We start from the raw sequence: 24,416 nt of genomic DNA on the forward strand, positions 1-24,416 counted from the left end.
CGCCCGCCGCCGAGGCGGTCGCCCGGAGAGGCCCGCTGGATGTGCAGGTGGAACGATGCCCCGCATCGTTCCAGCCGTGTCCGGGGGACACGGCGGCCTGCACATCCGTCGCTTGCTTGCGCGTAGCTTCGGCTACGCGTCTGCGCCGCGCTCCTTGTCGGCGGGCTTCCACGGGCGATCACGATCCCTGTTCTAATTGAGTTTGGACCCTAGCCTTCGGCCAATAAGGCCCCCTCTTAGGGAGGGGAGGAATTAACTGGCGATCCGCCTAGCCTTCGGGCGGGATCGCCGCCGCCGCTTGCTTTGGATCGGTGTTGAGACCGTGCTTCAACAGCATGGGAATGTTGGCGATCGCGAACAGGATAGTGAGCGGCACCGCGCCCCACAGCTTGAAGCCAACCCAGAAGTCCCAGCTCGTGCTGCGCCAGACGATCTCGTTGAGCACTGCCATGCCGATGAAGAAGATCGTCCAGTTGATCGTCAGCTTGCGCCAGCCTTCCGCCGTCAGCCCGGGATAGGCGGCCTCGAGCAGCATCTTGAGCAGCGGGCGCCCGGTGGCGAGGCCGAAGCCCAGGATCGCCGCGAACATCGCGTAGACGATGGTCGGCTTCATCTTGATGAAGGTCTCATCGTGGAACCACAGCGTCAGCCCGCCGAACACCAGCACCAGCGCGCCCGACATCCACAGCATCGGCGAGATATGGCCGAGCTTCCAGCGTGAGACGATCATCGCGATCGCGGTCGCGACCATGAAGGCGGCGGTGGCGGTAAGCACGCGCGTGATGGCGAGGCCGCCGGTCAGCGTGTTGACCGCGAAGAACACCACCAGCGGGCCGAAATCGACCGCCAGCTTGACCAGCGGGTTGCCCTCCGGCTGCGAGGGCGCGGCGTCATTCATGCTTCAAACCTCATCAACGCCCGCGATGATGCGGGCGACCTCGTTCGGATCGAACGGGCGAAAGTCGTCCAGGGTTTCCCCCACGCCGATCGCGTGGATGGGAAGGCCGGTGCGCTCCGCCGCGGCGACCAGCACGCCGCCGCGCGCGGTGCCGTCGAGCTTGGTCATCACCAGCCCGGTGACGCCGGCGCTTTCCTTGAACACGTCGATCTGGCTCAAGGCGTTCTGGCCGGTGGTCGCGTCGAGCACCAGCACGACGTCGTGCGGCGCTTCCGGATTGAGGCGGCCGAGGACGCGGCGGATCTTGGACAGTTCGTCCATCAGCTCGCGCTTGTTCTGCAGGCGCCCGGCGGTGTCGACGATCAGCACGTCGATGCCCTCGGCGGTGCCGCGCTTGACGCCTTCGTAGACCAGGCCCGCCGCGTCACCGCCCTCCTTGCCCGAGATCAGCGGCACGCCGACGCGATCGGCCCAGACCTGGAGCTGCCCGATCGCGGCGGCGCGGAAGGTGTCGCCCGCGACCAGCATCACCGAATAATCCTGTTCGGTCAGGAGATGCGCGAGCTTGGCGATGGTGGTGGTCTTGCCCGATCCGTTGACCCCGATGACGAGGATCACCTGCGGGCGCGGAAACGCCTCGATCTCCAGCGGCTTCGCCACGGGCGCGAGCACCTTGGCGATCTCCTCGGCGACGACCACGCGCACGCCGCGCGCGTCCATCTTCTCGTAGCGCTCGGTCGACAGCCGTTCACGGACCTTGGCGGCGGTGGCGGGGCCGAGATCGGAGGCGATCAGCGCGTCCTCGATCTCGTCGAGCGTGGCGTCGTCGAGATGCTGGGTGCCGAGCAGGCCGGTGAGGTTGTCGCCCAGCCGCCCGCTGGTGCGCTTGAACCCGCCGAGCAGGCGCTGGTGCCAGGATGGCGGGGTCATGCGGGTATTCCGGTGAGGATGGCGCCGTCGGCGGCGGTGATGCGAACCGTGGCCACCGAGCCGACGGCGGCAGGCGGAAGCCGGATTTCGGCGAAGTTTTCCGCATGGCCGCGATCGCCCGGCCGCTCGACCAGCACGCGCTGCGTCGTACCGACTAGGTCGGAAAGCCACTTCGCCTTCCGCGCCTCGCCCAGCGCTCGCAGCTCGGCCGCGCGCGCGCGAATCACCTCGGGCTCCACCTGCGGCATCCGCGCGGCGGGCGTTCCCTCTCGGGCTGAGAAGGGGAAGATGTGCGCGAAGACGATGTCGCAATCCTCGATCAGGCGGGCGGTATTGGCGAACATCTCTGGCGTCTCGGTGGGGAAGCCCGCGATCAGATCGGCGCCGATCGCGATATCCGGCCGCGCCGCCTTCAGCCGCTCGACGATGCGGATCGCGTCGGCGCGCGCGTGGCGGCGCTTCATCCGCTTGAGCACCATATCGTCGCCCGCCTGAAGCGAGAGGTGGACGTGCGGCATCACCCGGTCCTCGCCGGTCAGCACCTCGAACAGCGCGTCGTCGATCTCGATCGAGTCGAGCGAGGAGAGCCGCAGCCGCTCGAGCTGCGGGACATGCGCCAGGATGCGCTGCACGAGCGCGCCCAGGGTCGGCCGGCCGGGCAGATCGGGGCCGTAGCTGGTGAGGTCCACCCCGGTCAGCACCACCTCGCGGTGGCCGCCATCGACCAGCGCGCGGACATGCTCGATCACCCCGCCCGCGGGCAGCGAGCGCGACGCGCCGCGCCCGGCGGGGATGATGCAGAAGGTGCAGCCATGGTCGCAACCGTTCTGCACCTCGACGAACGCGCGGGCATGGCCGGTGAAGGCGGGCGGGGCAGGGGCGGCCGCCGCGCCCCAGCTTTCGGGCGCGAGCTTGGCGGCGTTGGGGACGACATGGTCGACCTCCACCATGCCGCGAAACGCTTGCGGATCGATCGTCGCGGCGCAGCCGGTGACGTAGAGCGGCGCATGCGGCCGCCGCGCGCGGGCGCGGCGGATCGCGCGGCGGGTGGAGCGGACCGCCTCCGCCGTCACCGCGCAGCTGTTGATCACGATCGCCTCGCGCCCGCCCAGCAGCGCGCGGATATTTTCGCTTTCGGCGATGTTGAGACGGCAGCCCAGGCTGACGATATCGGGCCCGGACGTGGAAAGGAGCGACATGGCGGACGATCTAGGAGGCAAGGTGCGAGAAGTCCATGCAGAGGCGGCCGCGATCCTGCGCTTCTGGTTCGATGAAATGCCGGCCGAAGCCCGCTTCGCCAAGGACGACGCGGTCGACCGCGAATGCGAGCGCCGCTTCGGCGATGTCCGCGACGCCATCCTCGCAAGCGGCGCGTCGGGCTGGCGCGCCGATGCCGACAGCCTGCTCGCCGCGGTGATCGCGCTCGACCAGTTCTCGCGAAACATCCATCGCGGCGGTCCCCGCGCCTTCGAGGCGGACGCGCTGGCGCTCTCGCTCGCGCGCGAGGCGATCGCCAACGGGTGGGACACCGGCATGGATACCGAGCGCTGCCAGTTCCTCTACATGCCGTTCCAGCATGCGGAGGATGCGAACGTGCAGGCGGAAAGCGTCGCGCTGTTCGCCAGGCTGGGCGACCGGCAAGTGCTGGAATATGCGCAAGGCCACAAGGCGCTGATCGACCGGTTCGGCCGCTTTCCCCACCGCAACCAGGCGCTCGGGCGAAGATCGACGCCCGAGGAGCTCGAATATCTCAGCCAGCCTGGCGCAGGCTATTGACCTCGGGCTCGGCGGTCCGCGCGGCGAGCAGGTTGCGCTCGGCGAGCAGCACGCGCGCGCCGGCGATGCCCACGGGCTTGCCGAAATGCCAGCCCTGGCCCTTGGAGCAGCCGAGCCCGTTCAGCCGGTCCTGGATCGCCTGATCCTCGACCCCTTCGGCGGTGATCGGCAGGTTGAGGCTGTCGCCCAGCCGCGCGATGGCGTTGACGATCGCGGCGCTTTCGGAATTGTCGTTGATCGAGGTGACGAAGCTGCGGTCGATCTTGATCCGGTCGAACGGCAGCGCGCGCAGATGCGCGAGCGAGCTGTAACCGGTGCCGAAATCATCGAGCGCGATGCGGATGCCCTGGTTCTTCAGGCTGCCGATGATCGATTGCGCCAGGCTGAGATTCTCGAACAGCGAGGTCTCGGTGATCTCGATCTCCAGCCGCCCGGCGGGGAAGCCCGTCTCGACCAGCAGGCGGACGATCTTCTGCGCCAGATAGGGGTCGCGCAGCTCGCCCGGCGAAATGTTGACCGAAAGCGTGATCGACGCGTCCCAGTCGCGCGCGGCGATGAAGGCCTGGCGCATGATAGAGGTCGACAGTTCGCCGATCAGGCCGGTCTCCTCGGCGATCGGGATGAACAGCTCGGGCGAGATCATGCCGCGTGACGGATGCTCCCAGCGCGCCAGCACCTCGAAGCCGAGCAGCTTGCCCGTCTTGAGGTCGATCTGCTGCTCGAAATAGGGGACGATCTCGCCCGCCGGAATGGCGCTTCTCAGGCCGATCTCCAGATCGTTGCGCGCCTTCAGCTCCATCTCCATCGACGAATCGAACCAGCAGTACCGGTTCCGGCCCGCGCCCTTGGCGTGATACATCGCGATGTCCGCGCGGCGGACGAGCGAATCGACCGTCGCGCAATCATCCTCCGACCGTGCGATGCCGATCGATCCGGAGATGTGGACGAGCGCCCCCGTCGCCATGAATGGCGTGGCAAGCCGCGACAGCAGGCGTTCGACGATGCGGTCGACGATATCGGGCGCATTGGCGTCGTAGAGGAACGCGCAGGCGAACTCGTCGCCGCCGAAGCGCGCCGTCAGCGCGCCGGGGGGCATCGTCTCGCCGATCTGCTCGGCCACCTGGCACAGCAGGGCGTCGCCGGCGGCATGGCCGTTCATGTCGTTGACGGTCTTGAAATGGTCGAGATCGAGCAGCAGCATCGCCACGGTCTTGTCGCGGCGCTCGGCGCGCTGCAGCAGTTCGGCGCCGCTTTCGGCGAGCGAGCGGCGGTTGAGGAAGCCGGTCAGTGGATCGCGCGAGGCGAGCTGGCGCGCACGCTCCTCGGCGGCGGTGCGTTCCTGCACCTCCTCGGCCAGGTCGCGATAGCGGCGCCAGCCGAACAGGATCAGCGCGATGTTGAGCAGCAGCGCCACGACCAGGCTGCGGTCGGTGCCGTCGCCCTGGCCGGAGATCGTCGCGGTGATGGAGGACATGACCGAGCCGCCGGTGCCGACGAACAGCAGGATCGCTGCCGTGGTCACGCCAGCCGCGAACACGTCGCGGCGGCTGGCCCTCACTGATCTGGCGGCACTGACGCCCGCCTTCTCGTCCATCGTCCACCCCCACGAAAGCCCCATGGACGGGCGATGCCACCGCCAGGGTATAATATCGGTTAATCCTGTGCCGGCTTGCGAAAATTACGCGCATGGACTAAGTGCGCGCCGGTATCGCCAAGCGATGACATCCGAACGGCCCCGAATCCGGGTCCGACGCCGGCCGACGAGGTTTCGTCCGCCGGCGTTTCTTGCGTTGTCGCGCGGCGCTGATTTGAGGTGACGATGTTCGAGACCCTGAGCGATCGCCTGGGCGGCGTATTCGACAAGCTTCGCGGGCGCGGCGCGCTGGGCGAGGCCGATGTGCGCGCGGCAATGCGCGAGGTGCGCGTCGCACTACTCGAGGCGGACGTGGCGCTCCCCGTCGCGCGCGATTTCGTCGAGAAGGTCACGGAAGCGGCGGTGGGGCAGCAGGTGCTGCGCTCGGTCACGCCGGGCCAGCAGGTCGTCAAGATCGTCAACGACGCGCTGATCGAGATGCTCGGCGCCGAGGCGTCCGATCTCGCGATCGACGTGACCCCGCCCGCGGTCATAATGATGGTCGGCCTGCAGGGCTCGGGCAAGACCACGACCACCGCCAAGATCGCCAAGCGGCTGGCCAAGGAGCGCAAGAAGGTGCTGATGGCGTCGCTCGACGTCAATCGCCCCGCGGCGCAGGAACAGCTCGCCGTGCTCGGCACGCAGGCGGAGGTGGCGACGCTGCCGATCGTCCAGGGCCAGCAGCCGGTCGACATCGCCCGGCGCGCGCTGCAGGCGGCGAAGCTGCAGGGCTTCGATGTCGTCATGCTCGACACCGCGGGCCGGCTGCACGTCGATCAGGCGCTGATGGACGAGATGAAGGCGGTCGCCGATGTCGCGACGCCGAACGAGATCCTGCTCGTCGTCGACTCGCTGACCGGCCAGGATGCGGTCAATGTCGCCAGCAATTTCTCGGCGCAGGTGCCGCTGACCGGCGTGGTGCTGACCCGCATGGACGGCGATGCGCGCGGCGGCGCGGCGCTGTCGATGCGCGCGGTCACGGGCAAGCCGATCAAGTTCGCCGGCACCGGCGAGAAGCTCGATGCGATCGAGGCGTTCCACCCGTCGCGCGTCGCGGGCCGCATCCTCGGCATGGGCGACGTCGTCAGCCTGGTCGAGCGCGCCGCCGAATCGATCCAGCAGGACGAAGCCGAGAAGATGGCGGCCAAGCTTGCCAAGGGTCAGTTCGACATGAACGACCTGAAGGCGCAGCTCGGCCAGATGCGGCGCATGGGCGGCCTCGGCGCGCTGGCGGGCATGATCCCCGGCATGAAGAAGGCGCAGGCGGCCATGGCCTCGGGCGCGGTCGACGATCGGGTGCTGATCCGCATGGAGGCGATGGTCGGGTCGATGACGCCCCGGGAGCGGATCAAGCCCGAGCTGATCAACGCCAAGCGCAAGATCCGCATCGCCAAGGGTTCCGGCACCACGGTGCAGGACGTCAACAAGCTGCTCAAGATGCACCAGGAAATGTCCACCGCGATGAAGAAGCTCAGGAAGATGGGCGGCCTCAAGGGGCTGGCCGGAATGCTGGGCGGCGGCAAGGGCCCAGGTGGCGGCATTGCCGGGATGTTCGGCGGCGGGGGAGGTGGCGGCCTTCCCGGACTGCCCGGCGCGGGCGGCGGCATGCCGCAGCTGCCGCCCGGCTTCGACAAGTTCATGAAGAAATAAGCGTATCAACCTGAATAGAAAGCAGAAGGAACTAACATGGCTACCAGCATTCGTCTGTCGCGCGGCGGCTCCAAGAAGCGCCCTTATTATCGCATCGTCGTCGCCGACGGCCGCTCGCCCCGTGACGGCAAGTTCATCGAGAAGATCGGCACCTACAACCCGCTGCTCGCCAAGGATGACGAGAAGCGCGTGGTGCTCGACGGCGAGCGCGCTAGGCATTGGCTGAGCGTCGGCGCGCAGCCGACCGACCGCGTCGCCCGCTTCCTCGACGCCGCCGGCGTGCGCGAGCGCGCCGCGCGCAACAATCCGAAAAAGGCCGAGCCCGGCGAAAAGGCCAAGGAGCGCGCCGAAGAGCGTGCCGAGAAGCTGAAGGCGGCGGACGAAGCCGCCGCTGAGGCGGCCGCCGCGCCTGCGGTCGAGGAAGCCGCCGCCGAGGAGGAGACCGTCGAAGTCGCCGCCGAGAAGGTCGAGGAAGCTGCCCCCGAGGCCGAAGCCGAAGCCACCCCGGCCGATGAAGCCACCAACGAAGGTGTCTCCGCCGAGGCTCCCGCCGAGGGCGCGGACGAGCCCGCCGCCGAAGTAGCGAGCGACGAATCCGCATCGGCTCCCGCCGAAGGCGCGGCCGAGGAAGAAGAAGCCAAGGCCTGATGATAAAGCCCCTCCCCTTCAGGGGAGGGGTTGGGGTGGGGCCTGTCTGGAGCCTCCATGCCTGACTCCCCCACCCCCCAACCCCCTCCCCTAAAGGGGAGTGGGAGTGATCGTCCCGTCACGCTGGCCGTCGTCACCGGCGCGCACGGCGTGACGGGCGAGGTGCGCCTGAAGGTCTTCGCCGAGGATCTCAGCGCATATCGCATCTTCAATGCGGGCGCCTTCACGCTGAAATCATTGCGTGAAGGCTCCAACGGCATGATCGCCCGATTTGCCGAGATACCCGATCGCAACGCCGCCGAACGCCTGCGCGGCACCGAACTCAGCGTTCCCCGTTCGGCGCTGCCGCCACTCGCCGAGGGCGAATACTACCACGCCGACCTGCTCGACCTGCTCGCCGTCTCAACCGGCGGCGAAGCGCTCGGCCGCGTGGTCGCGATCGACGATTTCGGCGCGGGCGACGTGATCGAGATCGAGCGCCCCGACGGCAAACGCTTCATGGTTCCGATGCGCGCAGAGGCGGTGCCCGAATGGGATGCGGACCGGCTGGTGATTGACGCTGCCTTCGCGACTTAGTATATACAGCATGTATATACGGAGGCGGCGATGGGCGTCGAGTACGAAGCCAAGGTCTTCAAGTCGGGCAACTCGGTCGCGTTGCGGCTCCCCAAGGCGCTCGGCCTGAAGGAAGGCGATCGCATGGTGCTGCGTGAGGAACAGGGCAAATACAGCTTCGAACCCGCGCCGCCGCCCAAACCCAAGAAGATCGACCTGACCGGTATCGCGGGATCGATACCGGGGCTGAAGCCTTTGACGCGAGAGGAGCGAGAGTTCGAGGAGCGCGAGCTCGATTGGGAAGGAAAGCTGCTCAAGCGTGGCTGACGCGCGCTTTTTGATCGATTCGAATATCGCGATCTACGTTCTGGATGACGCCGCTTGTGCGCCGGCGCTTCGGATCGCTGAATTTGAACCGGGCGAAATCATCACCTCTGCGATTGCCTATGCTGAGGTCATGCACGGTATCCCGCTTGCTCAGACCAAAGCAGCACAGGCGTTGTTCGACGTCGTGGAAGTTCGCGAATTCGACACCGTCGCTGCCCTAGCCTATGCGAGGCTGCCGTTCCGGCGCGCGCGTTTCGACCGCCTGATCGCCGCCCATGCACTATCGCTCGGCGTGACGCTGGTTACCAACAACACCGCCGATTTCGCTGACATCCCCGATCTGCGCGTCGAAAACTGGACGCTCCCGCTCACCTGAGCACGGGCCGTTTCTCCGCGAGATCGTTGCGGATCGTCGTCGCCGCCACCCCGGCTTCGCCCATCGCGTGGCTGATCTGGTCCAGCCCTTTCACCACGTCGCCTGCGGCATAGAGGCCGGGAACGCTGGTGCGCTGGTGCGCATCGACGACCAGGCAGCCGTCCCCGCTCATCTCCGCGTCCACCATCTGCGCCAGCCGCGACCTGATGCGCGAGCCGAGCGCGGGATAGACGCTGTCGAAGGCGAGCGGCCCGGCGGGCGTATCCGCCACGATCTTGTCGCCATCGATGCGCAGCGGGCCGCAGGGCCCGTCGGCGATCTCCACGCCCGCCTCCTCCAGCCGCGCACGGTCCTTCCGGGGGATCGCGTGCTCGGCGTCGGGCGCGATCAGCGTCACGTCGCGGGTGAAGCCGCGCAGGAACAGCGCCTCGCGCGCGCCGTGATCGCCGGTGCCGATCACGCCGACACGCTGATCCGTCACCTCATAGCCGTCGCACACCGGGCAATAGCGAAGCAGGCCGCGCTCGAGCGCCTCGTCATGCACCGCATCGTCGATCGGCGGGCGGTGGTTGACCACGCCGGTCGCCAGCAGCACCGCGCGTGCCGTCTTGACGTCGTCGCCGATCTTGATCGCGAAATTCTCTCCTTCGCGTTCCAGCCGGTCGACCGTCGCGTCCACGATGCCGACGCCGAACTCCGCCGCCTGCGCGCGCATCCGGGCGAGCAGCTCGCGCCCCGGAATGCCGCCGGGAAAGCCGGCATGGTTGTGCGTGCGCGGGATCATCGCGCAGCGCCCGTCGCCCGCATCGACCACGCAGATGTGGAGGTGATAGCGCGCCAGATAGATCGCCGCGGTCAGCCCCGCCGGGCCGCCGCCGACGATCAGGCAGTCGATCGGTCGTTCATCCATCGCCGCTCAATCCGCCGTGGTGACGATGGTTCCGGCTTGCATGCGAGCGCCGGGGGCGGGAAGGGGAGAGCATGTCCTTCGCCGCCTCCGTCCTGACGCTCTACCCCGAGATGTTTCCGGGCCCGCTGGCGCACAGCCTTGCCGGGCGCGCGCTGTCGGAGGGGCTGTGGACGCTGGAGACGGTGCATATCCGCGCCTTCGCCACCGACCGGCACCGCACCGTCGACGACACGCCCGCGGGCGGCGGCGCGGGGATGGTGCTGCGCGCCGATATCGTCGCCGCCGCGCTCGACAGCGTCGCCGATGGCCGGCCGATCCTCGCGATGACGCCGCGCGGCCGCCCGCTCACCCAGGCGCGCGTCCGTACCCTCGCGGCAGGCCCCGGCGCGGTCATCCTGTGCGGCCGCTTCGAAGGCTTCGACGAGCGCCTGTTCGAGGCGCGCGGCGTCGAGGAGGTGTCGATCGGCGACTATGTGCTGTCGGGCGGCGAAACCGCCGCTCTGGTGCTGCTCGACGCTTGCATTCGCCTCATTCCCGGCGTAATGGGCGCGGCTTCCAGCGGGGACGAGGAAAGCTTCGAAAGCGGCCTCCTCGAATATCCGCATTATACCCGCCCCGTCACATGGGAAGGGCGCACGATCCCCGAAGTGCTGCGATCGGGGGATCATGCGAAGATCGCCGCCTGGCGTAAGGCGCAGGCGGAGTCGGATACACGGTCACGGCGGCCGGATCTTTGGGAGCGCCATGAGGGCGCTCGGGTCCAGTCGCCCTCTGGCGCGCAGCGAAGGTCCAAGGACGAAGAACGATGAACCTGATCCAGACGCTCGAGGCCGAGCAGATCGCCAAGATCACCGAGGCCAAGAAGATCCCCGAATTCCGCCCCGGCGACACGCTGAAGGTCGGCGTCAAGGTGGTCGAAGGCGAACGCACCCGCGTGCAGAATTTCGAAGGCGTGTGCATCGCCCGCGCCAACAAGGGCATGGGCTCCAGCTTCACCGTGCGCAAGATCTCGTTCGGCGAGGGTGTCGAGCGCGTCTTCCCGCTCTATTCGCCCAATGTCGATTCGATCGAAGTGGTGCGCAAGGGCGCCGTCCGCCGCGCCAAGCTCTATTATCTGCGCGGCCGCACCGGCAAGTCGGCCCGCATCGCCGAGCGCCGCGAGGTCCGCACCGAGGAGAAGGCCTCGGCCTGATCCGCCGCACGGCGAAGAAAAAGAAGGGCGCGGGGCTGATGGTTCCGCGCCCTTTTTGTTGTCATCATTTGCGCCATATCCCCAACATCCGTTCGTTTCGAGCGCAGTCGAGAAACGAACGGGAAGTGGGTGGCCTGGCTTTTCAAGGCATGAGGATCGGCGTCAGCATCGCCCACGCGTCGCGCACCGCCTTCCGCCCCAGATCGATCCCCCGCCGGATGTTGGCCGGATCGAACTCCAGCGTCTCGGCCACCTCCTTCGTGGGCGCGAGGATGCGGATCGGCGCGAAGCGGTAGGTCGAAAGCGCGCGGTCGAGCGGGGCGAGGATCGCCGCGGCCCTGGCCGGCGGCACCCCGGCGCGCGCCAGCGCCACCGCCTGCGTCTCGCGCGCGGCGATCAGGTCGTTGATCAGGTCGGCATTGGCGGTGTCGTTGGAGACGATCTCCGATTGCAGGATGCCGACCGATCGCAGCGCCACCGCGACCAGATCGTCATAGAGGCGCGCCGGCGTGGGGGAGGGGTTGATCGGCGAGGCGGCCACCACCAGCACCGCGCGCGGATTCCATTCGAGCGCGGCGTCGAGCGGCGTCACGTTGCGCACCCCGCCATCGACCCACTGCTCCTCGCGACCCTGCGCGTCGCGGGTGAGGAGCGGCGGGAAGAACACCGGCATGGCCGAGCTGGCATAAACCCAGTCGGCAATGTTCGGCGTGTCCTCATGGATGCTGCGGAACTCGCCGGAGGTCAGGCTGACCACGCCCAGCAGCAGCTTCTTGCCGCTCGCGCGCAGCTTCGCCTCATCGGCGAACGCCTTGATCCGCGCGCGGATCGGCCGCGTGTCGTAGATCGAATTGGCCCCGAGCAGCCCGCCGATGATGCCGAGCGGCCGCCCGCGATAGACGTCGTCATTGCCCCTCAGCGCCAGCCACGCCGCCATCAGGCCGGGAATGTCGCCCTGCGCCCCGCCCAGCGCCTGGATCGCGCCGGTGGAGACCCCGGCGAAGATATCGACCTCCACCCCGCGCCGCGTGATCAGCTCGTCGAGCACGCCGACCTGGAAGGCGCCCTTGGCCCCTCCGCCGCTCAGCACGATGGCAAGTCCGCCGGCCATATTGGAGTAGAATACATCCACCCTCCGGACTCGTCACCCCGGAACGGCTCTTGCGGGGAGCCGGTCTGGCGTCGCGCCCACGTTTCGCCCTAGATGCCGCCATGAGGCTCGTCACACGCCGCCGCCTGAAATGGGCGCTCGTCCTCGTCCTGGCGGCCGCCATTATCGGCTACGCACTGTGGCAGGTCGGCCGCGCGCGCTGCTTCCAGCTGGTCGGCGAGATCACCTGCCGCGTCCAGACCAGTCAAAAGCTCGTCGCGCTGAGCTTCGACGACGGCCCCACGCCGCAGGGCGTCGCGGCGCTGCTCCCGGTGCTCCGCGAGCACGGCGCGCGCGCGACCTTCTTCCTGATCGGCCAGGAGATGGAGCGGCATCCCGGCCTCGCGCGGCGACTGGCGGCGGCGGGGCACGAGATCGCCAATCACAGCTACGCCCACGATCGCATGCTCGGCCTGTTCCCCGGCGCCTATGCCGAAGAGCTTGAACGGACCAACCGCCTGCTCCGCGCCGAAGGGGTGAACGGGCTGCTGCTGTTCCGTCCGCCTTATGGCAAGAAGCTGACCGGTCTGCCGATCGCGGTGGAACGCGCCGGCCTGCGCATGATCACTTGGGACGTCGAGGATCCACCCGGCAGCGTCAGCGATCCGGCCGCCTATGCCGATCACATCATGCGCGGCGTCAGACCGGGCTCGATCATCCTGATGCACCCGATGTACGCAAGCGGCCGGACGGCGCGAGAAGCGCTGCCGCTGATCCTGACCCGCCTGCGCGCCGCGGGGTATCGCGTGGTCACGGTGCGTGAGTTACTCGAGGTCGAAGCGCGCGAAGAGGCTGGGTGATCGACTAATAAGCGCTCCTCTCTCCCTAACCGTCACCCCGGACTTGTTCCGGGGTCCATCTCTCCACAAACGCCCTCGCGGATCGTGGCACGATGGTATTCGAGCGAGAATCCATCCCCCGGCTGGATTCTTGACTTGCCGGGGGCAAGTCAAAGCTCGAACACGGAACAAGCCCGGCATGACGCCTTTGGATAAGGCGAACCCCTGGAGGCCGGGCGCTGACCTGTCCCCACGCTAGCCATAACACACCACCTCGAACTCGATCCCGTCATGGTCGAGGAAATAAAACCGCCGCCCGGGCTCGTAATCGCCGTGCGAAAAGGGCGTCAGCCCGGCCGCCTTCACCCGCGCCTCAACGCCGTCGAGGTCGTGCACCAGCACGCCGACATGGTTGAGCGGGCGGCCCTTGGCGAAGATGTCGGGATCGGTCGCCTCGCCTTCCAGCGTGTAGAGCGCCAGGTAGCTGTCCTCCGATCCGACATGCACGGTGCGCCCGCCGGCCATCGCGGCGCCCTCCCAGCGGATATGCCAGTCGAACAGGTGGCACATCAGCCTGGCGGTGCGGGTCGGGTTGCGCACGGTCAGATTGGCGTGCTCCAGCGTGGCGGCGGTTCGGAAGTTCATCGCATCGTCCCTCATGATTCGCGTTGCGATTGCGACCGATAGAACCTCAAGCTAGGTTGAGGTCAAGATGCCCGAACCCGCCGCCACGCTCACCATCGGCGATCTCGCCCGTCGCACCGGCCTGTCGGTGTCGGCGATCCGCTTCTACGAGGAAAAGGGCCTGGTCGAACCGCACCGCACCCGCGGCAACCAGCGGCGCTATCTGCGCGCGGACATTCGCCGCCTCTCATTCGCGCTGATCGCGCAGCGCCTCGGCTTCCCGCTCGACCATATCGCGCGCGAGATGGCCAAGCTTCCCCACGGCCGCGCGCCCACGCAGGAGGATTGGCGGCGGATCAGCGGCGGCTTCCGCCAGGTGCTCGACGCGCGCATCGCCACCCTGGAACGGATGCGCGATCGCCTCGACGGCTGCATCGGCTGCGGCTGCCTCTCGCTGGAGAAATGCCAGCTCGCCAACCCTGAGGACAGGCTGGGGAGGGAAGGGCCCGGTCCGCGTTTCGTGCTGGATTAGGAGCTGAGATCCTCCCCGGCACGGGGAGGGGGACCAGCCGCAGGCTGGTGGAGGGGGAGCGCCACAAGCGCGGCGCTAGTGGAGAGCCCCCTCCACCACCGCTCTGCGAGCGGCGGTCCCCCTCCCCGTGCCGGGGAGGTTTTGCGCGCATATCCCCTCAATCCACCCCTTTACCTCTTCGTCTCACCTCGCGATAACGCCCGGCATAGGCCTGCATTCGCATGGCGATCCGCAATCGGAACTGGAGATGGACGATGCCGAAATCCCGGCTGCTGGCGAGCGCATTGCTCGCGTGCCTGGCGAGCCCCGCCATGGCTGAGGACGCTGCGCAAGCGGGCGCGCCTCGGGAACTGACGCTTGAGCGCGTGTTCGGCAATCCCGGGCTCAGCGGTTCGACCGGCGGCGTCCAGACGCTTTCGCCCGACGGGACGCTGCTCACCTCCCTGAAGCCGCGCGCCGACGAACAGAGCCGGCTCGATCTGTGGGCGATGGACACGCGCACCGGCCAGTCCCGCATGCTGGTCGATTCGAAGGCGGTCGGCACCGGCGCCGAGCTTTCGGAGGAAGAGAAGATGCAGCGCGAGCGCCGCCGCATCGGATCGCAGAAGGGCATCGTCAGCTATGACTGGGCGCCCGACGGCAAGTCGATCCTCGTGCCGTTGGACGGCGATCTCTATCTCGCCACGCTGGACGGCAAGACCCGCCGCCTGACCGAGACGCCCGAAGCCGAGTTGAACGCGGTGGTCAGCCCCGCGGGCAAGTATGTCTCGTTCGTGCGCGACCAGAATCTGTGGGCGGTCGATCTGGCGAGCGGGCAGGCGAGGCAGCTGACCCAGGGCGGCGGCGGCACGATCCACTGGGGCGAGGCCGAGTTCGTCGCGCAGGAGGAAATGAGCCGCTACACCGGCTATTGGTGGTCGCCGGGCGACGCGATGGTCGCGGTGCAACGCTTCGACGAGGCGCCCGTCGGCATCGTCAGCCGCGCGGCGATCGGCGCGGAGGGCACCAAGGTCTATGACCAGCGCTATCCGCGCGCGGGCACGCCCAATGTGCTCAACGAACTGCACATCATGCGCGCCGACGGCTCCAATCCGGTAAAGGTCGATCTTGGCGAGGAGACCGACATCTACATCGCCCGGGTCGATTGGGCGCCCGACGCCTCCGCGCTCTACGTCCAGCGCCAGTCGCGCGACCAGAAGCGGCTCGACATGCTCAAGGTCGATCCCCGGACGGGCAAGTCGAGCGTGCTGTTCACCGAGAGATCGGGCGACCGGAGCTGGATCAATTTGAGCGACGCCTATCGCTTCATGGACGATGGCAGCTTCATCTGGTGGTCGGAGCGTGACGGCCACGGCCATCTCTATCGCTTTGCCGACGGCAAATGGACCCAGCTGACCAAGGGCGACTGGGAGGTCGCCGACATCGCCGGGTTCGATGAGGCCAAGGGGCGGCTGTTCTTCACCGCCAACAAGGACGGCGTGCTCGAACGCCATCTCTACGCGATGGACCTTGCCCGTCCGGCCGAGATCATCCGGCTGACCGAGGCGGGCTGGTGGAACAGCGCGTCGATGGACGGCGCGGCGAGCCGGATCATCGTCACGCGCTCCAATCCCAACAATCCGCCTCAGTCGTACCTGGCGGACGCGAACGGCAAGCAGATCGCCTGGATCGCGGAGAACAAGCTGGCCGAAGGCCACCCCTATTTCCCTTACATGGCGAGCCACCGGCCGAGCCAGTACGGCACGCTGAAGGCGGCCGACGGCACCACGCTGCACTGGCGGATGATCACCCCGCCGCTCGAGCCGGGCAAGAAATATCCCGTGTTCTTCCAGCATTATGGCGGGCCGGGATCGCAGCAGGTGATGCACAACTGGGCCAATCCGCTGCACCAGTATCTGGTCGACAAGGGCTGGGTCGTCTTCATTCTCGACAATCGCGGCTCGGCCAATCGCGGCAAGGCGTTCGAGGATCACATCTATCATGCGATGGGATCGGTCGAGGTCGCCGATCAGCTCGCCGGGGCCGAATGGCTCAAGCGGCAGAGCTTCGTCGATCCGGCGAAGATCGCCACCTATGGCTGGTCCTATGGCGGCTATATGACTGCGAAGATGCTGGCGGCGAACCCCGGCGTCTATGCCGCGGGCATCGCCGGCGCGCCGGTGACCCAGTGGGACCTCTACGACACCCACTATACCGAACGCTTCCTGGGCGATCCGAACAAGGACCCGAAAAGCTATTCGAGCTCCGACGTGATTCCGGAGGCGGGGAAGATCGTTGATCCGATGCTGGTGATCCATGGCATGGCCGACGACAACGTCATCCTGACCAACACCACCTTGCTCATGTCGAAGATGCAGAAGAACGCACAACCGTTTGAATCGATGCTCTATCCCGGCGAAACCCACTCGGTCGGCGGGCCCGGCATCAGCGTTCACCTGTGGAAGACGATCGAGGACTTCCTCGACCGGCACGTCCTCGAGGCGGAATGAAGCCAGGCTTGGCAGCGCAAAAGCGCGCGCCTCTGTCCTACATCGCGGCGTCCTGCTACGGACGCCGCGCGACGCCCCACGCCAAGGCCACGGGCGCGAAATTCATACCGCATATGCGCGAGCTTAGAGAAGTTTGCCGCGAAGTTTGAAGGGTCGAACAATGGGTTACCGGGTGGTGGTCGCTGGGGCGACGGGCAATGTCGGGCGCGAGATGCTCAACATCCTGGCGGAGCGCGAATTCCCGATCGATGAGATCGCCGTGCTCGCTTCGTCGCGCAGCCAGGGCGACGAGGTCGATTTCGGCGAGACCGGGCGCAAGCTCAAGGTCCAGAATATCGAGAATTTCGACCCCACCGGCTGGGACATGGCCCTGTTCGCGATCGGTTCCGAAGGCAGCAAGGCGCACGCCCCGCGCTTCGCCGCCGCCGGCTGCACGGTGATCGACAACGCCTCGCTCTACCGCATGGACCCGGACGTGCCGCTGATCGTGCCCGAGGTGAACCCGGAGGCGATCGATGGCTATACGAAGAAGAACATCATCGCCAACCCCAACTGCTCGACCGCGCAGATGGTCGTCGCATTGAAGCCGCTGCACGATGCGGCGAAGATCACGCGCGTCGTCGTCGCAACCTATCAGTCGGTCTCGGGCGCCGGCAAGGCGGGGATGGACGAGCTGTTCGAGCAGTCGCGCGACATCTTCGTCGGCGACCAGCCGACTCCGCACAAGTTCACCAAGCAGATCGCCTTCAACGTGATCCCGCACATCGACAGCTTCCTCGATGACGGCTTCACCAAGGAGGAATGGAAGATGGTGGTCGAGACCAAGAAGATCCTCGATCCCAAGATCAAGGTCGTCGCCACCTGCGTGCGCGTGCCCGTCTTCGTCGGCCATTCGGAGGCCGTGCATATCGAGTTCGAGAACGAGATCTCGGCAAAGCAGGCGCAGTCGATCCTGCGCGAGGCGCCCGGCGTGATGCTGGTCGATAAGCGCGAGGATGCGGGCTACGTCACCCCTGTCGAGTGCGTCGGCGAATACGCCACCTATGTCAGCCGCGTGCGCGAGGACCCGACCGTCGAGAACGGCCTGGCGCTGTGGTGCGTGTCCGACAATCTCCGCAAGGGCGCGGCATTGAACGCGGTGCAGATCGCCGAGCTGCTCGGCCGCCGGCACCTGAAGAAGGCCGCCTGACCTATTCGGAGTGAACGATCTCGATCTTCGCCGGCCGCTTGAGCAGCAGCACCAGGGGCAGGACGGCGATCGAGACGATCGCCATCAGGTAGAAGTCGTCGATATAGGCGATCATCATCGCCTGGCGCGTCACCTCGGCATTGGCCGCGGCGAACACCCCTTCCGCCAATGACCCGAACCGGTCGGCGGCGCTGAGGTCGAGCGAGGGGATGGTCTGCGCGGTGACATGCTGGCCGATATCGGCATGGCTGATCTGCGTGTTTCGCGCGAGGAACATCGTCACCATCGAGATGCCGGCCGAGGCGCCGATCGAGCGGAACAGGTTGAGCAGGCTGGCCCCATCGGTGCGGTATTGCGGGCCGAGCGTCGCGAACGCCATCGCGTTCAGCGGCATGAACACCAGCCCCATGCCGAGCCCCTGGACGAAGCCGCTGATCGCCACCGGCCGCCAATCCATCTCCAGCGACCAATGCGCCATCTGCCACAGCGAAAAGGAGAAGATCGCCAAGCCGATGCCGATCATCCAGCGCGGATCGATCCGGCCCATCAGCTGCCCGGCGAGGAACATGGTGACGAGCACGCCCAGCCCGCGCGGGGCGAGCAGCAGCCCGGTGTCGATCACCGGATAGCCGAACAGCGATTGCAGCATCGGCGGCAGCAGCGCCATCGGCGCCATCGTCGCGAGGCCGATCACCAGCATGAAGAACATGCCGGTGACGAGGTTGCGGTTCTTGAACAGATGCCGGTCGAACAGCGGATTCTTCGCCGTCGCCAGATGCACCAACGCCATCCAGGCGAACATCGCCGACAGCGCCGCCCAGCCGATGATCTCCCAGCTCTGGAACCAGTCCTCGGCCTGCCCGCGGTCGAGCATCAGCTGGAACGCGGCGACCGCGATGGCGATCAGCGCGAACCCGGTGATGTCAAAGCCCCGCGCGCCCTTCGGCCGAGACGGCAGCAGGAACCACAGGATAGCGAAGGTCAGCGCCCCGACCGGCAGGTTGACGTAGAACACCCAGCGCCAGTTGTAGCTTTCGGTCAGCCAGCCGCCGATCACCGGGCCCAGGATCGGCCCGACCATCACCCCCATGCCCCATACCGCCATCGCCTTGGCGTGGCGCTCGGGCGGGTTGATGTCTAGCATCGCGGTCTGCGACAGCGGGTTGATGAAGGCGGCGAACACGCCCTGGAAGATGCGGAACAGCACCATCTCTTCGAGGTTGACGGCGGTGCCGCACAGCATGGACGCGATGATGAAGCCACCGACCGCAATCAGGAACAGGTTGCGCGATCCGAACCGGTCGGACAGCCATCCCGTCGCCGGCAACGCGATCGCGGTGGCCACGATATAGCTGGTCAGCACCCAGGTGACGCTGTCCATCGTCGCGCCCAGGCTGGTCTGCATGTGCGGCAGGGCGACATTGGCGATGGTCGTATCGAGGATCTGCATCACCATCGCGCCCATAACGCCGATGGTGAGCAGCCAGCGGTGCTTGACCGGAAGCGCCGCCTCGCCGGGATGGGCCGTGGTCATTTCTCCGGCTGGGTATCGACGGTGACGTCGGCGGAAAGGCCGGCGATCAGCGGCCGCGCAGGCTTGCCCTCGATGGCGATGCGCACCGGCACGCGCTGCGTCACCTTCACCCAGTTGCCATTGGCGTTCTGCGCGGGGAGGACGGAGAACTCGGAGCCGGTGCCCGCGCCGATGCTGGCGACACGGCCATGCACCTCGATATCGGGATAGGCGTCGAGCTCGATCGCCACCGGTTGGCCGACGGCCATGTGGGCGAGATCGGTTTCCTTGTAGTTCGCCTCAATCCAGACATGGTCGCTCTTGACCAGGCTCAATGCAGGCACGCCGCTCGGCACGATGCCGCCGACCTGAAGGCGGCCGGTCTGGCTGACGATGCCGTCGGCGGGCGCACGCACGGTGGTGCGTTCGAGATCGAGCGCAGCCTTCTCGCGCTGGGCGAGCGCCGCCTGGATTGCCGCAGGGGAGCCCGACGCGCCGGTGCCGCTGCCGAGCTGCTGGCGCGCGCGAGCGGCATCGGCCTGCGCGTTGGCCAGACGGGCGCGAGCTGCCGCCACCTCGTGCCGGGCGCTGTCGAGCGCGGCGCGCGTGGTGAACCCACGCTGCATCAGCGCCGCCTGCCGGTCATAGGTCGCCTGCGCCAGCTCGATATCGGCATTGGCGCTCTGGATATCGGCCGCGGCGCCGCCGGTGTCGGTGGCCATCGTATTGACCTGCACCCGCGCGGCGGCGAGCGCCGCATCGGCTTGGGCAAGCGCGATGCGATAGGGCTCGGGGTCGATGACGAACAGCACGTCGCCTGCCTCGACCGTCTGGTTCTCGCGCACGCGCACCTCGACGATGCGGCCCGATACATCGGGGCTGATCGACACCATGTCCTGCTGGACATAGGCATTGTCGGTCGAGACATAGCGGCCTGACGTCAGCCAGACATAGCCGACCACCGCTGCGATCAGCAGCGGCACGCCGAACATCAGCAGCGGCTTCAGCCAGCGGCGGCGCGGCTTTTCAGTGGCGACGGCGGTCTCGTCGATCGCCAGTTCGTCGGCCACGGGGCGGCGAGGGTCTGCATCAGCCATTGGCGACCTCGTTCAATTCGGTTGTGTCGGAAAGATTGGCGCGGATGACGCTGAGCGCCGCGTAGAGCTGTTCGCGCGCCGCTGTGTCGAGGCCGGCAAGCGCATCCTCGAACAGCTCGTCGGCGATCACGCGGATATCGGCGAGCAGCGGGCGGGCGGCGTCGGTCAGGTAGATCAGCCAGGCCCGGCGATCGGCGGGATCGCGGCGGCGCTCGACATGGCCGGCTTCCTCCAGCCGATCGACCATGCGGCACAGCGTGATCGGTTCGACATCGAGCAGTTCGGCGAGCTTGCCCTGATTGCTGCCCTCGTTGCGCGAAAGGACGACCAGCGTGCGCCACTGCGCGCGCGTGAGGCCGATGGTGCGCGCGCGCTCGTCGAAGCGGCGCCGCATCAGGCGGGAAACGTCTGCGATCAAAAGGCCAAGAGGTTCGCTCATAGGCGCACATATATTAAGCATGCTTATCTATTGAAAGGGGCACGCGGAATATTTTTTTTGCGGTGCAGCATTCGTGTCTCCGCGTGCCGCCGGCAATTTCCGCCCAGCTCGGCGTTACGTTCATCGAAGTGCGGCCTGCGATGAGGGAGAGAGCCAATGAACGAACCGCTGACCGGCGGCTGCCAGTGTGGCGCGGTGCGATACCGCATCACCGGCCCGCGCCCGGCGGTCTATGCCTGCCATTGCCGCGAGTGCCAGAAACAGTCGGCCAGCGCCTTCGGCATGTCGCTGCCGGTGCGCGTCGAGCATTTCGCGGTCGAGGGAGAAACCGGCTGGTGGGAGCGCGGCACCGATCTCGGCACCCGCACGCGCTGCTATTTCTGCCGCGTGTGCGGCAGCCGCGTCTATCACCAGTCCAGCGCATCCGACGACCGCGTGACGGTCAAGGCCGGTTCGCTCGACGATACCGGCTGGCTCAGGCCGCAGGCGCATCTGTGGGTCTCGCGCAAGCAGCCCTGGGTAGTGCTTGACCCGGACGTTCCCGCGCATGAAACCCAGCCGTCGGATCTGGCCGCCTGGCGCGGCGCAGGACCTGGAGAGCTCGAATGACCGACAGGATGACCGGCGGCTGCCAGTGTGGCCGCGTCCGCTACACCGCGGAGATCGGCGATGACGACGCCTATCTGTGCCACTGCCGCATGTGTCAGCGCGCCACCGGCGGCGTGTCGATCGCCTTCAAGAACGTGAAAAAGGCGGCGGTGGCGTGGGATGGCGAGCCCGACTGGTATGCCTCTTCGCCGATCGCGCAGCGCCCTTTCTGCTCGGCGTGCGGCACGCCACTGGGGTTTGCGCATCCCGATAGCGAGAATATGGATCTGACCGTCGGCAGCTTCGATGATCCATCCCGCTTCCACCCCAGGCATCATTTCGGGGTGGAGAGCATGCACGAAGCCTGGATCGATACCAGCACGTTGCCGCGCGCCCGCGCTGACGAATACAAGCCCCTCACAGACAGATGGATCAAGGCCGTTGGCAAGCTCCCCGATTGAATCGCATCGTTTCGCCGCGCCCGACGGCGTCAGCCTTGCCTGGCATCAAACGGGAGAGGGGCGGCCGGTGGTGCTGCTCCACGGCTATTTCTCGGACGCGGACACCAACTGGATCCGCTACGGCCACGCCGCGGCGATCGCGGCGCGCGGCTTTCGCGTGATCATGCCCGATCTGCGCGCGCATGGCGAAAGCGGCAAGCCGCACAACCCGAACGCCTATCCGCCCGATGTGCTGGCGGACGATGGTCTGGCGCTGATCGCGCACCTTGGCCTCATCGATTACGACCTGGGCGGCTATTCGCTTGGCGGGCGGACGGTGGTGCGCATGCTGGTCAAGGGCGCGACGCCCGGGAAGGTCATTGTCTCGGGCATGGGGCTGGAGGGGCTGACCGACACCGGCAAGCGCGGCGCGCATTTCCGCAACGTCCTCAGCAATCTCGGCAGCTTCGAAAAGGGGACGCCCGAGTGGTTCGCGGAGGCCTTCCTCAAGACCACCGGCGGCGATCCCGTCGCGCTGCTCGGCATCCTCGACAGCTTCGTCGATACGACCGAAGCGGAGATCGCCGCGATCAACCAGCCGGCGCTGATCCTGGCGGGCGACGCCGACGACGACAATGGCAGCCATGAGGCGCTCGCCGCGTTGATGCCGTCGGCGAAGCATGTCGAGGTGCCGGGCAATCACATGAACGTCGTCACCAAGGCGCCTTTCGGAGAGGCCATCGCCGACTTCCTGGCCGGTTGACCCCGTGTGGCGGCCCGCGCACTGTGCGAGGCATAGCAAAACACAAAGGGGAACCGCATCATGCGCCTGTTCGCATTCGCTCCGCTGTCGCTCGTCGCCGCGCTCGCCGTTGCTGCGCCCGCTCACGCCCAGACCGCCGCCGAGGCGCAGGCCTTTGTCGACGCCGCCGAGAAGCGGCTGTTCGACGAATCGATCGACGCCAGCCGCATCGAATGGGTCAACGCCACCTACATCACCGACGATACCGATGCGCTGGTCGCCGAATCCTCCGCCGCGCTGACCGAGCTGCGCGTCCAATATGCGCTCGAGGCGGCGAAATTCGAGAAGGCGCCCGGCCTCTCGCCAGAGCTCAAGCGCAAGCTCGACAAGCTGCGCGGCGGCATCACGCTGCCGGCGCCGACGCGCGACGGCGCGGCGACCGAGCTCGCCAACCTCTCGACCGGGCTGCAGTCGATCTACGGCAAGGGGCGCGGCACGCTGAACGGCAAGCCGATCAACGGCAGCGACATCGAAGCGGCGATGGGCACCAACCGCAACCCGGCCGAGCTCAAGGAAATGTGGACCAGCTGGCACGATAATGTCGGTGCGCCGATGCGGGCCGATTACGCCAAGCTGATCGCCTTGACGAACGAGGGCGCCAAGGAGCTCGGCTATGCCGACGCCGGCGCGATGTGGCGATCCAACTACGACATGCCGCCGGCCGAATTCGCCAAGCTGACCGATGCGCTGTGGGGCGAGGTCAAGCCGCTCTACGATGCGTTGCACTGCTTCACGCGCGACAAGCTCAACGAAAAATACGGCGATCAGGTGCAGGCGGAGACGGGCCCGATCCGCGCCGATCTGCTGGGCAATATGTGGGCGCAGGAATGGGGCAACATCTACGATATCGTAGCGCCGGCGGGCGCGGGCGATCTCGGCTACGACATCACCGATCTGCTCGTCGCCAAGCAATATGATCCGATCAAGATGGTGAAGGGCGGGGAGGGCTTCTTCTCCTCGCTCGGCTTCGCGCCGCTGCCCGAGAGCTTCTGGCAGCGGTCGATGTTCACCAAGCCCGCCGACCGGGAGGTGCAGTGCCACGCCTCCGCCTGGGACATCGACAACAAGGACGATCTGCGCATCAAGATGTGCATCAAGGTGAACGGGGACGACTTCGTCACCATCCATCACGAGCTGGGCCACAACTACTACCAGCGCGCCTATAACCAGCAGGATTATCTCCACCTCGACGGCGCGAACGACGGCTTCCACGAGGCGATCGGCGACATGGTGGCGCTGTCGATCACGCCTGAGTATCTCGTCCAGATCGGGCTGCTCCAGCAGTCGCAGGTGCCGAGCGCGGACAAGGATATCGGCCTGCTGTTGCGCCAGGCGATGGACAAGGTCGCCTTCCTGCCGTTCGGCCTGCTGATCGACAAATATCGCTGGGGTATTTTCTCCGGCCAGATCAAGCCGGCCGATTATCAATCGGCTTGGGATGCGCTGCGTCTGCAATATCAGGGGATCGAGCCGCCGGCCGAACGCGACGAGAGCAAGTTCGACGCGGGCGCCAAATACCATATCCCGGCCAGCGTGCCCTACACCCGCTATTTCCTCGCGCGGCTGCTGCAGTTCCAGTTCTACAAGGCGGCGTGCGATGCGGCCGGATGGAAGGGGCCGCTGCACCGCTGCTCCTTCTACGGCGACAAGGAGGTCGGCGCGAAGCTCAACGCGATGCTGGAGATGGGCGCGTCCAAACCGTGGCCCGATGCGCTGGAGGCGTTCACCAGCAACCGCGAGATGTCCGGCAAGGCGATGGTCGAATATTTCGCCCCGCTCAAGACGTGGCTCGACCAGCAGAACCGCGGCAAGCAATGCGGCTGGTGAACGGCGTTAACCGAATCTTAACCGGTCTGAACCGAATCTAAACGCACACCGC

25 protein-coding genes and 1 pseudogene are annotated in these 24,416 nt (G+C 67.0%); 16 read left to right on the forward strand and 10 right to left on the reverse strand.

Annotation, left to right across the window (positions count from 1 at the left end; translation table 11 throughout):
• Nucleotides 1-268: 268 nt before the first annotated feature.
• The 3 genes from D1610_RS11125 to mtaB are packed head-to-tail and all read right to left on the reverse strand — an operon-like array spanning nt 269 to nt 3,027.
• Entirely contained in the window at nt 269-898 is a 630-nt protein-coding gene (locus D1610_RS11125) for a septation protein A (RefSeq protein WP_118864269.1), read from the reverse strand.
• Nucleotides 899-901: 3 nt separating this feature from the next.
• Entirely contained in the window at nt 902-1,828 is a 927-nt protein-coding gene (gene ftsY / locus D1610_RS11130) for a signal recognition particle-docking protein FtsY (protein ID WP_118864270.1), read from the reverse strand.
• Complete coding sequence (mtaB, locus tag D1610_RS11135) at nt 1,825-3,027, reverse strand: tRNA (N(6)-L-threonylcarbamoyladenosine(37)-C(2))-methylthiotransferase MtaB (RefSeq protein WP_118864271.1); 1,203 nt, start codon at nt 3,025-3,027, stop codon at nt 1,825-1,827. The genes ftsY and mtaB overlap by 4 nt, the downstream gene beginning before the upstream one ends.
• Between mtaB and D1610_RS11140 the strand changes: the two genes are divergently transcribed.
• Entirely contained in the window at nt 3,026-3,604 is a 579-nt protein-coding gene (locus D1610_RS11140; protein WP_118864272.1) for a DUF924 family protein, read from the forward strand. The two genes, mtaB and D1610_RS11140, sit on opposite strands and share 2 nt — an antisense overlap.
• On the opposite strand, the gene D1610_RS11145 is transcribed toward D1610_RS11140, so the two are convergent.
• Nucleotides 3,579-5,198, reverse strand: a complete 1,620-nt coding sequence (locus D1610_RS11145) for a putative bifunctional diguanylate cyclase/phosphodiesterase (RefSeq protein ID WP_118864273.1) — start codon at nt 5,196-5,198, stop codon at nt 3,579-3,581. The genes D1610_RS11140 and D1610_RS11145 overlap by 26 nt on opposite strands.
• 225 nt (nt 5,199-5,423) lie before the next feature.
• On the opposite strand from D1610_RS11145, the gene ffh reads away from it, so the two are divergent.
• The 5 genes and pseudogenes from ffh to D1610_RS11170 all read left to right on the forward strand — a co-directional run bounded on the left by ffh (nt 5,424) and on the right by D1610_RS11170 (nt 8,793).
• Entirely contained in the window at nt 5,424-6,887 is a 1,464-nt protein-coding gene (gene ffh, locus D1610_RS11150) for a signal recognition particle protein (protein ID WP_118864274.1), read from the forward strand.
• Between the two features lie 36 nt (nt 6,888-6,923).
• Nucleotides 6,924-7,388: pseudogene (gene rpsP, locus D1610_RS11155) on the forward strand (30S ribosomal protein S16); the annotation flags it as partial.
• A gap of 204 nt (nt 7,389-7,592) precedes the next feature.
• Entirely contained in the window at nt 7,593-8,111 is a 519-nt protein-coding gene (rimM, locus tag D1610_RS11160; RefSeq protein WP_118864276.1) for a ribosome maturation factor RimM, read from the forward strand.
• A gap of 30 nt (nt 8,112-8,141) precedes the next feature.
• On the forward strand, nt 8,142-8,417 hold the full coding sequence (locus D1610_RS11165) for an AbrB/MazE/SpoVT family DNA-binding domain-containing protein (protein ID WP_118864277.1): 276 nt from the start codon (nt 8,142-8,144) through the stop codon (nt 8,415-8,417).
• A complete protein-coding gene (locus D1610_RS11170; protein WP_118864278.1) occupies nt 8,410-8,793 on the forward strand; it encodes a type II toxin-antitoxin system VapC family toxin in 384 nt (127 codons plus the stop codon). Before D1610_RS11165 ends, D1610_RS11170 begins: the two co-directional genes overlap by 8 nt.
• Here the strand turns inward: D1610_RS11170 and D1610_RS11175 are convergent.
• On the reverse strand, nt 8,786-9,703 hold the full coding sequence (locus D1610_RS11175; RefSeq protein WP_118864279.1) for an NAD(P)/FAD-dependent oxidoreductase: 918 nt from the start codon (nt 9,701-9,703) through the stop codon (nt 8,786-8,788). The two genes, D1610_RS11170 and D1610_RS11175, sit on opposite strands and share 8 nt — an antisense overlap.
• A 71-nt stretch (nt 9,704-9,774) precedes the next feature.
• Between D1610_RS11175 and trmD the strand changes: the two genes are divergently transcribed.
• Entirely contained in the window at nt 9,775-10,512 is a 738-nt protein-coding gene (gene trmD, locus D1610_RS11180) for a tRNA (guanosine(37)-N1)-methyltransferase TrmD (RefSeq protein ID WP_118864280.1), read from the forward strand.
• Nucleotides 10,509-10,895, forward strand: coding sequence for a 50S ribosomal protein L19 (gene rplS, locus D1610_RS11185; protein WP_118864281.1), 387 nt, complete (start codon nt 10,509-10,511; stop codon nt 10,893-10,895). Before trmD ends, rplS begins: the two co-directional genes overlap by 4 nt.
• A gap of 142 nt (nt 10,896-11,037) precedes the next feature.
• Here rplS and D1610_RS11190 read toward each other — a convergent pair whose 3' ends face one another.
• Nucleotides 11,038-12,027 (reverse strand): patatin-like phospholipase family protein, encoded by a 990-nt coding sequence (locus tag D1610_RS11190; protein WP_147414317.1) that lies wholly within the window; start codon nt 12,025-12,027, stop codon nt 11,038-11,040.
• A gap of 80 nt (nt 12,028-12,107) precedes the next feature.
• Here D1610_RS11190 and D1610_RS11195 point away from each other — a divergent pair, with 80 nt between their 5' ends.
• Complete coding sequence (locus D1610_RS11195) at nt 12,108-12,845, forward strand: polysaccharide deacetylase family protein (protein ID WP_118864283.1); 738 nt, start codon at nt 12,108-12,110, stop codon at nt 12,843-12,845.
• Between the two features lie 234 nt (nt 12,846-13,079).
• On the opposite strand, the gene D1610_RS11200 is transcribed toward D1610_RS11195, so the two are convergent.
• A complete protein-coding gene (locus tag D1610_RS11200; RefSeq protein WP_118864473.1) occupies nt 13,080-13,469 on the reverse strand; it encodes a VOC family protein in 390 nt (129 codons plus the stop codon).
• A gap of 67 nt (nt 13,470-13,536) precedes the next feature.
• Between D1610_RS11200 and soxR the strand changes: the two genes are divergently transcribed.
• From soxR to D1610_RS11215, 3 genes are all read left to right on the forward strand, one after another.
• Nucleotides 13,537-13,980, forward strand: coding sequence for a redox-sensitive transcriptional activator SoxR (gene soxR / locus D1610_RS11205; protein WP_118864284.1), 444 nt, complete (start codon nt 13,537-13,539; stop codon nt 13,978-13,980).
• A 254-nt stretch (nt 13,981-14,234) separates the two neighbouring features.
• Nucleotides 14,235-16,469, forward strand: coding sequence for a S9 family peptidase (locus D1610_RS11210; RefSeq protein WP_118864474.1), 2,235 nt, complete (start codon nt 14,235-14,237; stop codon nt 16,467-16,469).
• Nucleotides 16,470-16,629: 160 nt separating this feature from the next.
• Complete coding sequence (locus D1610_RS11215) at nt 16,630-17,658, forward strand: aspartate-semialdehyde dehydrogenase (protein WP_118864285.1); 1,029 nt, start codon at nt 16,630-16,632, stop codon at nt 17,656-17,658.
• A 1-nt stretch (nt 17,659) separates the two neighbouring features.
• On the opposite strand, the gene D1610_RS11220 is transcribed toward D1610_RS11215, so the two are convergent.
• From D1610_RS11220 to D1610_RS11230, 3 genes are read right to left on the reverse strand one after another with little or no spacing between them, the layout of a single operon-like run.
• Nucleotides 17,660-19,192, reverse strand: coding sequence for a DHA2 family efflux MFS transporter permease subunit (locus D1610_RS11220; RefSeq protein WP_118864286.1), 1,533 nt, complete (start codon nt 19,190-19,192; stop codon nt 17,660-17,662).
• Complete coding sequence (locus tag D1610_RS11225) at nt 19,189-20,268, reverse strand: HlyD family secretion protein (RefSeq protein WP_118864287.1); 1,080 nt, start codon at nt 20,266-20,268, stop codon at nt 19,189-19,191. Before D1610_RS11225 ends, D1610_RS11220 begins: the two co-directional genes overlap by 4 nt.
• Nucleotides 20,261-20,662 carry a MarR family winged helix-turn-helix transcriptional regulator gene (locus D1610_RS11230; protein WP_245942179.1) on the reverse strand — a complete coding sequence of 134 codons (402 nt, stop codon included), beginning with the start codon at nt 20,660-20,662 and terminating at the stop codon, nt 20,261-20,263. The genes D1610_RS11225 and D1610_RS11230 overlap by 8 nt, the downstream gene beginning before the upstream one ends.
• A 201-nt stretch (nt 20,663-20,863) precedes the next feature.
• Here D1610_RS11230 and D1610_RS11235 point away from each other — a divergent pair, with 201 nt between their 5' ends.
• From D1610_RS11235 to D1610_RS11250, 4 genes are read left to right on the forward strand one after another with little or no spacing between them, the layout of a single operon-like run.
• Entirely contained in the window at nt 20,864-21,316 is a 453-nt protein-coding gene (locus D1610_RS11235; protein WP_118864289.1) for a GFA family protein, read from the forward strand.
• The gene (locus tag D1610_RS11240) at nt 21,313-21,756 is read left to right on the forward strand and encodes a GFA family protein (protein WP_118864290.1); all 444 of its coding nucleotides are present in this window, start codon (nt 21,313-21,315) and stop codon (nt 21,754-21,756) included. The genes D1610_RS11235 and D1610_RS11240 overlap by 4 nt, the downstream gene beginning before the upstream one ends.
• Entirely contained in the window at nt 21,737-22,498 is a 762-nt protein-coding gene (locus tag D1610_RS11245; RefSeq protein ID WP_118864291.1) for an alpha/beta fold hydrolase, read from the forward strand. The genes D1610_RS11240 and D1610_RS11245 overlap by 20 nt, the downstream gene beginning before the upstream one ends.
• A gap of 60 nt (nt 22,499-22,558) precedes the next feature.
• Nucleotides 22,559-24,364, forward strand: coding sequence for a M2 family metallopeptidase (locus tag D1610_RS11250; protein ID WP_118864292.1), 1,806 nt, complete (start codon nt 22,559-22,561; stop codon nt 24,362-24,364).
• Nucleotides 24,365-24,416 lie beyond the last annotated feature (52 nt).

Source organism: Sphingomonas gilva (assembly GCF_003515075.1).
Classification (GTDB): Bacteria; Pseudomonadota; Alphaproteobacteria; order Sphingomonadales; family Sphingomonadaceae; genus Sphingomonas; species Sphingomonas gilva.

Excerpts from the sequence above, each read along its gene's own strand:
- trmD (WP_118864280.1), top strand. The coding sequence starts at position 9,775 with ATGTCCTTCGCCGCCTCCGTCCTGACGCTCTACCCCGAGATGTTTCCG.
- rimM (WP_118864276.1), top strand. The coding sequence starts at position 7,593 with ATGCCTGACTCCCCCACCCCCCAACCCCCTCCCCTAAAGGGGAGTGGG.
- D1610_RS11200 (WP_118864473.1), bottom strand. The coding sequence starts at position 13,469 with ATGAACTTCCGAACCGCCGCCACGCTGGAGCACGCCAATCTGACCGTG.
- D1610_RS11220 (WP_118864286.1), bottom strand. The coding sequence starts at position 19,192 with ATGACCACGGCCCATCCCGGCGAGGCGGCGCTTCCGGTCAAGCACCGC.
- D1610_RS11235 (WP_118864289.1), top strand. The coding sequence starts at position 20,864 with ATGAACGAACCGCTGACCGGCGGCTGCCAGTGTGGCGCGGTGCGATAC.
- ftsY (WP_118864270.1), bottom strand. The coding sequence starts at position 1,828 with ATGACCCCGCCATCCTGGCACCAGCGCCTGCTCGGCGGGTTCAAGCGC.
- D1610_RS11145 (WP_118864273.1), bottom strand. The coding sequence starts at position 5,198 with ATGGACGAGAAGGCGGGCGTCAGTGCCGCCAGATCAGTGAGGGCCAGC.
- D1610_RS11175 (WP_118864279.1), bottom strand. The coding sequence starts at position 9,703 with ATGGATGAACGACCGATCGACTGCCTGATCGTCGGCGGCGGCCCGGCG.
- D1610_RS11230 (WP_245942179.1), bottom strand. The coding sequence starts at position 20,662 with ATGCGGCGCCGCTTCGACGAGCGCGCGCGCACCATCGGCCTCACGCGC.
- D1610_RS11140 (WP_118864272.1), top strand. The coding sequence starts at position 3,026 with ATGGCGGACGATCTAGGAGGCAAGGTGCGAGAAGTCCATGCAGAGGCG.
- rplS (WP_118864281.1), top strand. The coding sequence starts at position 10,509 with ATGAACCTGATCCAGACGCTCGAGGCCGAGCAGATCGCCAAGATCACC.
- D1610_RS11195 (WP_118864283.1), top strand. The coding sequence starts at position 12,108 with ATGAGGCTCGTCACACGCCGCCGCCTGAAATGGGCGCTCGTCCTCGTC.
- D1610_RS11225 (WP_118864287.1), bottom strand. The coding sequence starts at position 20,268 with ATGGCTGATGCAGACCCTCGCCGCCCCGTGGCCGACGAACTGGCGATC.
- D1610_RS11215 (WP_118864285.1), top strand. The coding sequence starts at position 16,630 with ATGGGTTACCGGGTGGTGGTCGCTGGGGCGACGGGCAATGTCGGGCGC.
- D1610_RS11165 (WP_118864277.1), top strand. The coding sequence starts at position 8,142 with ATGGGCGTCGAGTACGAAGCCAAGGTCTTCAAGTCGGGCAACTCGGTC.
- soxR (WP_118864284.1), top strand. The coding sequence starts at position 13,537 with ATGCCCGAACCCGCCGCCACGCTCACCATCGGCGATCTCGCCCGTCGC.
- mtaB (WP_118864271.1), bottom strand. The coding sequence starts at position 3,027 with ATGTCGCTCCTTTCCACGTCCGGGCCCGATATCGTCAGCCTGGGCTGC.
- D1610_RS11210 (WP_118864474.1), top strand. The coding sequence starts at position 14,235 with ATGCCGAAATCCCGGCTGCTGGCGAGCGCATTGCTCGCGTGCCTGGCG.
- D1610_RS11250 (WP_118864292.1), top strand. The coding sequence starts at position 22,559 with ATGCGCCTGTTCGCATTCGCTCCGCTGTCGCTCGTCGCCGCGCTCGCC.
- D1610_RS11125 (WP_118864269.1), bottom strand. The coding sequence starts at position 898 with ATGAATGACGCCGCGCCCTCGCAGCCGGAGGGCAACCCGCTGGTCAAG.
- ffh (WP_118864274.1), top strand. The coding sequence starts at position 5,424 with ATGTTCGAGACCCTGAGCGATCGCCTGGGCGGCGTATTCGACAAGCTT.
- D1610_RS11240 (WP_118864290.1), top strand. The coding sequence starts at position 21,313 with ATGACCGACAGGATGACCGGCGGCTGCCAGTGTGGCCGCGTCCGCTAC.